Source organism: Yaniella sp. (genome assembly GCF_030453185.1).
GTDB lineage: Bacteria > Actinomycetota > Actinomycetes > Actinomycetales > Micrococcaceae > Yaniella.
Genome location: NZ_JAKDKW010000020.1, coordinates 25,825 through 32,813, shown reverse-complemented (window position 1 = coordinate 32,813; position 6,989 = coordinate 25,825). Strand labels below are relative to the sequence as shown.

The following is a 6,989-nucleotide window of genomic DNA, read 5'->3' as shown; positions in this document are numbered from 1 at the left end:
CGCAATCGGCGTGGGGGTGGCGGCGGCGGGGGTGGCGGCAACCGTCAGAAATTCAACGCGCTGGTCAACCTGGATTTGATCAATGGTCAAGAGCCTGTCGAGAATCCAAAGCGTGTGGAATTCAACAAGTTGACGCCGCTGTACCCGCAAGAGCGTCTGCGCCTGGAAAACAATAGCAATCCGAAAGATATGGGCCCACGCCTGGTCGATCTGGTTGCACCGATCGGTAAAGGCCAGCGCGGCCTCATCGTCTCGCCGCCCAAAGCCGGTAAGACCATGATGTTGCAGTCGATTGCCAACGCCATCACCACCAATAACCCCGAGGTTAAACTCATGATGGTTCTGGTGGATGAACGCCCAGAAGAAGTCACCGACATGAAACGTTCGGTGCGTGGCGAGGTGATCGCTTCGACCTTCGATCGTCCGGCAGAAGACCACACAACCGTTGCCGAGCTGACCATCGAGCGCGCAAAACGCATGGTAGAACTGGGCCACGACGTCGTCGTCCTCTTGGACTCCATGACTCGCCTTGGTCGTGCCTACAACCTGACGTCACCAGCCTCCGGACGTATCTTGTCCGGTGGTGTGGACTCAGCAGCGCTGTACCCACCCAAGAAGTTCTTCGGTGCCGCCCGCAACATCGAAGGTGGCGGTTCGCTGACTATTCTTGCGACCGCACTGGTCGAAACCGGTTCACGCATGGACGAGGTAATCTTCGAAGAATTCAAGGGAACCGGCAACATGGAACTGCGCCTGTCCCGTGAACTGTCTGAGCGCCGTATCTTCCCAGCAATCGATATCAACGCTTCGGGTACCCGTCGGGAAGAGAACCTGCTGACTACTGAAGAAATCCGTATTATGTGGCGACTACGCCGCGTGCTGTCTGAACTCAAGACCCAACAGGGTCTGGAATTGTTGACCTCCAAACTCAAGGAAACCGAAACGAACGCGGAATTCTTGATGTTGGTCTCCAAGACGACGCTGCGAGCTCAAACAGAGTCTTAGCAACATCCCAGAAAACCATCGCGCGACCGTACCGGTTGCGCGATGGTTTTTTGATTCTCAACTAAGATTTCAACAACGAGGTAGAAAAACCATGTTTGACTCCATAGATAACCTGCTTGCCGAACACGCTGAACTCACCGAAAAAATGGGTGACCCCGCAGTACACGCCGACCAAGCGCTAGCTCGCAAAGTCGGACGACGCTTTGCCGAACTTGAACGAATTGTTAAAGCACATAAGCACTGGCAACAGCTCGCCCAAGACCTTGAAGACACTCGAGAACTTGCACAAGAGGACGAAGATTTCGCCGCCGAAATCCCGCAACTTGAAGCCGACTATGAAGCAGCGAACGAGATGCTGCACCGGTTACTCATACCACGTGACCCCGATGACGCACGAAACGTTATTTTAGAAGTCAAAGGTGGCGAAGGTGGCGAAGAAGCTGCACTCTTCGCTGCTGATTTAGCACGCATGTACATCCGCTACGCCGAGAATAAGGGGTGGAAAACCGAGCTCATTTCGGCAACCGAATCCGATCTTGGCGGATATAAAGATGTGCACATTGGCGTGACGGGCAACTCCAATGACCCAGCGGAAGGCGTTTTCGCGCACCTCAAGTACGAAGGTGGAGTTCACCGAGTACAGCGCGTACCTGTCACAGAGTCGCAAGGTCGCATTCACACCTCCGCAGCAGGCGTTCTCGTTTTTCCAGAAGTTGACGAGCCGGAAGAAATTGCCATTAGTCAGTCCGATTTGAAAATCGACGTCTACCGCTCGTCTGGCCCCGGAGGCCAGCACGTCAACACCACTGACTCCGCCGTTCGCATCACGCACTTGCCTACCGGCATTGTGGTTGCCATGCAGAATGAGAAATCGCAGATCCAGAACCGTGAATCCGCCATGCGCGTGCTACGGTCCCGCCTCCTGGCCTGGCAGCAGGAACAGCTCGACGCTGAAGCAGCTGAGACACGTGCCTCCCAGGTCCGGACCATGGACCGGTCCGAGCGGATTCGTACCTATAATTTCCCTGAAAACCGGATCGCAGATCACCGCACAGGATATAAAGCCAACAACCTTGATCGAGTCCTTGAGGGCGACATGAACGCTGTTATCGCTTCGCTCATCGAAATGGATGAAGCCGAACGCCTGGCAGCGCTTGGTGAAACCAGCAAATCCTAATGACTGAGATCAATCAGGTCATTCAGCACGCCCAACGTCAACTGTTTGAGGCCGGCATCGACTCGGCCAAGGCCGAAGCCGCGATTATTGTTGCGCACGTGCTGGAGGTCGAACGCGGCAAGCTCGGCATTATGCAGGCACTAGGGGAGCGCCTCACACCGAAGGCTGTCGACAGCGTGTCTGAACTTGTTGAGGCCCGGGTTACCCGAACCCCACTGCAGTATCTCACTGGTACCGCAGGATTTTACGGGCTTGACGTGCAAGTTGAACCTGGGGTCTTCATTCCGAGGGTCGAAACGGAAATCCTCGTCGAAACAACGCTGCAGCATTTCGATACGGCAGAAGGACCACTGAAGATCCTCGATCTGTGTACCGGTACAGGAGCGATCGCAGCGGCACTGGCTGAGCAACTAGAGCAACGCAACATCCCGGCCGCCGTGTGGGCTGTGGATTTGGATCCGGCAGCGGCTGATCTGGCCCGTCGAAATACCGCAGAGTACAACGTTACAGTCTTGTGCGCAGACGCAACTGATTCTGGCACCTTACTGGCGGCAGCGGATCTGGAGCCTCACGTTGGTGTTTTTGATGCTGTGGTGACCAACCCACCATATATTCCAACGGCGACTCCGGTCACTCAGCCTGAGGCTGGGTTCGACCCTCAGCAGGCACTATACGGTGGCTCGGCGGATGGGACCAGTATTCCGCTGGCTATAGCCGACCAGGCGCTACAGTGGCTTGCGCCAGGTGGCTTTTTTATCATGGAACATGATCACACGCACGCCAGCGAACTGGCGGCAGCGCTGGAGGCAGATCCTGGGTGGCAAGACGTCGTCACCGTACAAGACCTCACGCAAACAAATCGATTCGTCTCAGCTATTCGTACCGACCTGCCGCAACCAACACCGAAAACACCCCCAACCCTGGCACAATGACTAACGTGACACACCCTTTTGACGCACAAGATCCCCAACAACGAACCGCCGCTATTGCCGCGGCGGTCAAAGCCATCGGCCAAAAGGATCTCATCGTCTTGCCAACCGACACCGTCTACGGCGTCGGTGCAGATGCGTTTAGCCCACAAGGCGTCGCAGTTCTTTTGGCAGCCAAGGGGAGATCCCGGCAATCGCCACCCCCGGTGCTTATTGGCGATATGCAAGTCCTGGACGCATTGGCGGTGGAGGTTCCCGACACAGCGCGGCAACTGGCACAACGATTTTGGCCAGGGGCACTCACGCTCGTTTGTCACGCCCAGCCATCACTGTCGTGGGATCTTGGCGAAACACGCGGTACAGTCGCGTTGCGCCAACCTGACGATGAACTCGCTCGACATATCCTGCGTGAAACCGGACCGTTGGCCGTGTCTTCGGCCAACCGTCACGGGCAACCAGCCGCTACCACCATCGAAGATGCACAGCGTGCATTGGGTGAATCCGTCGCGGTTTACATTAACGACGGCCTACGGGGTCATCAACAGGCTTCCACCATCGTCGATTGCACCGCTACGCCGCACCGCGTACTGCGATCCGGCGCAATCACTATTCAAGATCTACGTGGCATCGTTCCAGAAGTTTTAGATATTAACGATCCAGACCCCACGGAGGATGAAGACTCCACTGCATCCTCGGAGGGCACCGCGTCCTTATGAAGGTTTATCTTGCAGTCGTCGCCATCACTGCGCTACTCAGCTTTGCCCTGACGCCGGTGGCGCGGATGCTAGGTGTTCGTGGAAGGGTTTACACCCCATCACGCAAACGCGACATGCACCGTGAGCCCATCCCAAAACTTGGCGGAGCGGCAATGGCTATCGCCGTGGTTATCGCCATGGGGCTGAGCTCGTTGGTCCCGTTTCTTTCAGGGATCTACCAGGCTCCAATACGGGGCATCCTGGGTGCCATCCTCATCATTTTGATCATGGGCGTTGCCGATGACCTCTGGGATCTGCACTGGATCGTAAAATTTGCCGGTCAAGTTGTCGCCGCCGGCATTGTCGCCGCCGCAGGTATTCGCGTTGAGGCCATGCCCGTCGGTTGGATCCACGTTGATAATGAGATCGCGCAGATTCTGATCACGATCTTCGTGATCGTCTTGACCATCAATGCGTTCAACTTCATAGACGGGCTCGACGGGTTGGCAGCCGGTGTGGCCGTTATTGGCGGTTCCGCGTTCTTCTTATATAGCTACGTGTTGACCCGCACCATTAACGCCTACGATTATTCGAATCTTTCGACTCTGCTCACGGCCCTACTTATTGGGGCTTGCATCGGATTTTTGCCCTTTAACTTTCATCCGGCAAAGATCTTCATGGGGGAGGTCGGCGCGCAACTCATCGGCCTGCTCATGGCTACCGCGGCGGTGGCGGTGACGGCGGATCTTGGTGCCCTTGAAGGATTCCGCTTCCGCAACGTCCCGGCATATATGCCCATCCTGCTTCCGCTAGCTGTGATGCTACTGCCACTGTTAGATCTAGTTATGGCAGTGCTGCGCAGAACCGCAAGACGGAGTTCACCGTTTACTGCCGATCGTGGCCACATCCACCACAAACTAGTCGACGGGGGATATACCCATCGCCAAGCGGTCCTGCTGCTCTATTTGTGGACATTTGTTATCGGCTATGGCGCTGTGTCACTTACATATTTTTCGGCAGAAGTTGTTTTTGCCGTCGTAGCTATTGCCATGGCCTTGCTGGTGTTGCTGACGCTGCGTCCCTGGATCATTCGGCGTGCGTATTACCGTAAATTAAATTCCTTGCGTGCAGCACGAGCGGCACAACGAGCAACAGAAGACCCTTCGGAACACGGTGAGCACCATGGCTAAAAAGTTCGTCAACAAAAATGGCTGGTGGGGGATCCTCCTACACGCCTCCTGGCCAACAGTGCTAGCCACGGTTATTACCGGTATGGTCTTTCAGCTGGCTGAGTCCGGTGAGGCCGGACTGTCAGCGTTCACCGCGGGTGTTGTTGTTTGGATGCTGTCAGCCGTGAGCGTCTTGTTGATCGCTGCCATTTGGAAGAACCATCGTCATTTGGCAATCCCTATGGCCATGGGAGCATTTGTCGCCAAGATAGTGGTCTTAGGTCTACTGCTAACTGCTGTCCCGTCACCAGATTGGCTCCACACCACTGGCGCCGCCATCGGTGCCCTGGTAGCCATCATTGTGTGGCAAGCTGCCGAGGTATTGGTCTTTATTAATACGCGCCGGTTAATCTATTCGTAGCTTTTTGTTGAATGTGACGAAACCGACAAAAATAGCACAAAATCTATTGTCCAGAACCGCAAAAACGCGGCTTGACATGGGCGTATGGTGAAATTCGCGAAAACCTTGAGCTCATCTTGTGACGAATCTCTCAGTTCATTTGATAGATTGAGCCTTCAAGGACGCCATCGGTAATTGACTCAATGCGACACGGGTTAGGCTTTTTGCTAGACTGTCCAAGGGCAAAAACGCGAAGAAAACCGCAACTGCCTACAACATTTCGGCAACATCCCCGAAGCAGGAGTTTAAAGACCTGCCCTTTCGCGTGGGATTATTCAGAGAGGATTTGCGTGCTTCCACTCGTGCTAAGTTATCTCCCCGCGCAAGGGGGTTACGTGCCGCCCACGATCGACGATGCGCACCCGCCAGACATCATTCCGTGGATGGCTGAGTACGGCACCGGCTTTGGTAAGCAGATGGTGATGATCGTACTGTCGATCATCCTTATCTGGGCATTTTTCGGCATTGCAATGCGCAAACCTTCCCTGGTGCCTGGTCGCGTCCAGTGGGTCGCTGAATCAGGCTATGCATTCGTTCGTAATGGCATCGGCCGAGACATCATTGGTGAAAAGAACTTCCGCCAGTGGGTGCCATTGCTCTTTGCAACATTCTTCTTTGTGTTGCTTAACAACCTTTTCGGTGCCATTCCGGTTCTGCAGCTTCCATCGTTCTCACATTCTGGTGCTGCGTATGCGCTAGCAATCATCATGTACATCATCTGGATCGGTGTTGGCCTTCGTCACCACGGCATCAAGTACTTCAAACTTGCCGTTGTGCCCAAGGGCGTGCCGAGCTGGATTCTGCCATTGCTCGTGCCGCTGGAAATCATCTCGAACTTCATTGTTCGTCCACTGACGCACTCACTGCGTCTGATGGCAACCATGCTGGCCGGCCACATGATCATCATGCTGGCAGGTTCAGGTGCTGATTACCTCATCACGCAAACGGACAGCATCTTCAATGCAGGTCTCGGCATCATGGTGATTATCGGCTCCGTAGCTCTCTACTTCCTGGAACTGCTCATCATGGTTCTCCAAGCGTTTGTGTTTACGCTGCTGACCTCGCTGTACATCCAGGGCGCAATAGCGGCGAACGATTAGTTTTTCGTCGACAGAACAAATCACAACACGATATTGAAATTTACCGATTCAAGCACTTGAGTCGGAACGGTGAGAGACACACCGTGAACGAACTTCCTGGTACCGGTACCCATCGGATCCCCGCCGGGAACCCTCCACAACCTGCCTGATAGGCATCTTGAAAGGAACACAATGGAACTGCATGGTTCATTGAACATGATCGGATACGGTCTAGCCGCGATTGGCTCCGCCATTGGTGTGGGTCTGATTTTCGCCGCATACATCAACGGTGTGGCACGCCAGCCAGAATCCCAGTCGCAGCTGCAGCCAATTGCACTGCTTGGTTTCGCGCTGGCTGAAGCTCTCGCCATTCTGGGCTTGGTCTTCGCATTCGTTATCGGAGCCTAGCGCGCCATCCACGGTCGGGAAAGATCCGACTACGTAAGTCAGGAATGAACACTTAAAGGATGGTTTG

General features: G+C 54.9%; 8 protein-coding genes. All 8 read left to right on the top strand.

Annotation, left to right across the window (positions count from 1 at the left end):
* Positions 1–1,005: transcription termination factor Rho (gene rho, locus L0H14_RS04860; RefSeq protein WP_301421440.1), on the top strand; the 1,005-nt coding region annotated here is incomplete at its 5' end.
* A 91-nt stretch (positions 1,006–1,096) separates the two neighbouring features.
* Positions 1,097–2,182 carry a peptide chain release factor 1 gene (prfA, locus tag L0H14_RS04855; protein WP_301417117.1) on the top strand — a complete coding sequence of 362 codons (1,086 nt, stop codon included), beginning with the start codon at positions 1,097–1,099 and terminating at the stop codon, positions 2,180–2,182.
* On the top strand, positions 2,182–3,114 hold the full coding sequence (prmC, locus tag L0H14_RS04850; RefSeq protein WP_301421439.1) for a peptide chain release factor N(5)-glutamine methyltransferase: 933 nt from the start codon (positions 2,182–2,184) through the stop codon (positions 3,112–3,114). The genes prfA and prmC overlap by 1 nt, the downstream gene beginning before the upstream one ends.
* The gene (locus L0H14_RS04845) at positions 3,111–3,827 is read left to right on the top strand and encodes an L-threonylcarbamoyladenylate synthase (protein WP_301417113.1); all 717 of its coding nucleotides are present in this window, start codon (positions 3,111–3,113) and stop codon (positions 3,825–3,827) included. The genes prmC and L0H14_RS04845 overlap by 4 nt, the downstream gene beginning before the upstream one ends.
* Positions 3,824–4,996, top strand: a complete 1,173-nt coding sequence (locus L0H14_RS04840) for an MraY family glycosyltransferase (protein WP_301417112.1) — start codon at positions 3,824–3,826, stop codon at positions 4,994–4,996. Before L0H14_RS04845 ends, L0H14_RS04840 begins: the two co-directional genes overlap by 4 nt.
* On the top strand, positions 4,989–5,396 hold the full coding sequence (locus L0H14_RS04835) for a hypothetical protein (protein ID WP_301417110.1): 408 nt from the start codon (positions 4,989–4,991) through the stop codon (positions 5,394–5,396). The genes L0H14_RS04840 and L0H14_RS04835 overlap by 8 nt, the downstream gene beginning before the upstream one ends.
* Before the next feature lie 341 nt (positions 5,397–5,737).
* Positions 5,738–6,535 carry a F0F1 ATP synthase subunit A gene (gene atpB / locus L0H14_RS04830; RefSeq protein ID WP_301417161.1) on the top strand — a complete coding sequence of 266 codons (798 nt, stop codon included), beginning with the start codon at positions 5,738–5,740 and terminating at the stop codon, positions 6,533–6,535.
* Between the two features lie 171 nt (positions 6,536–6,706).
* On the top strand, positions 6,707–6,922 hold the full coding sequence (gene atpE, locus L0H14_RS04825; protein WP_022871288.1) for an ATP synthase F0 subunit C: 216 nt from the start codon (positions 6,707–6,709) through the stop codon (positions 6,920–6,922).
* Positions 6,923–6,989: the final 67 nt, after the last annotated feature.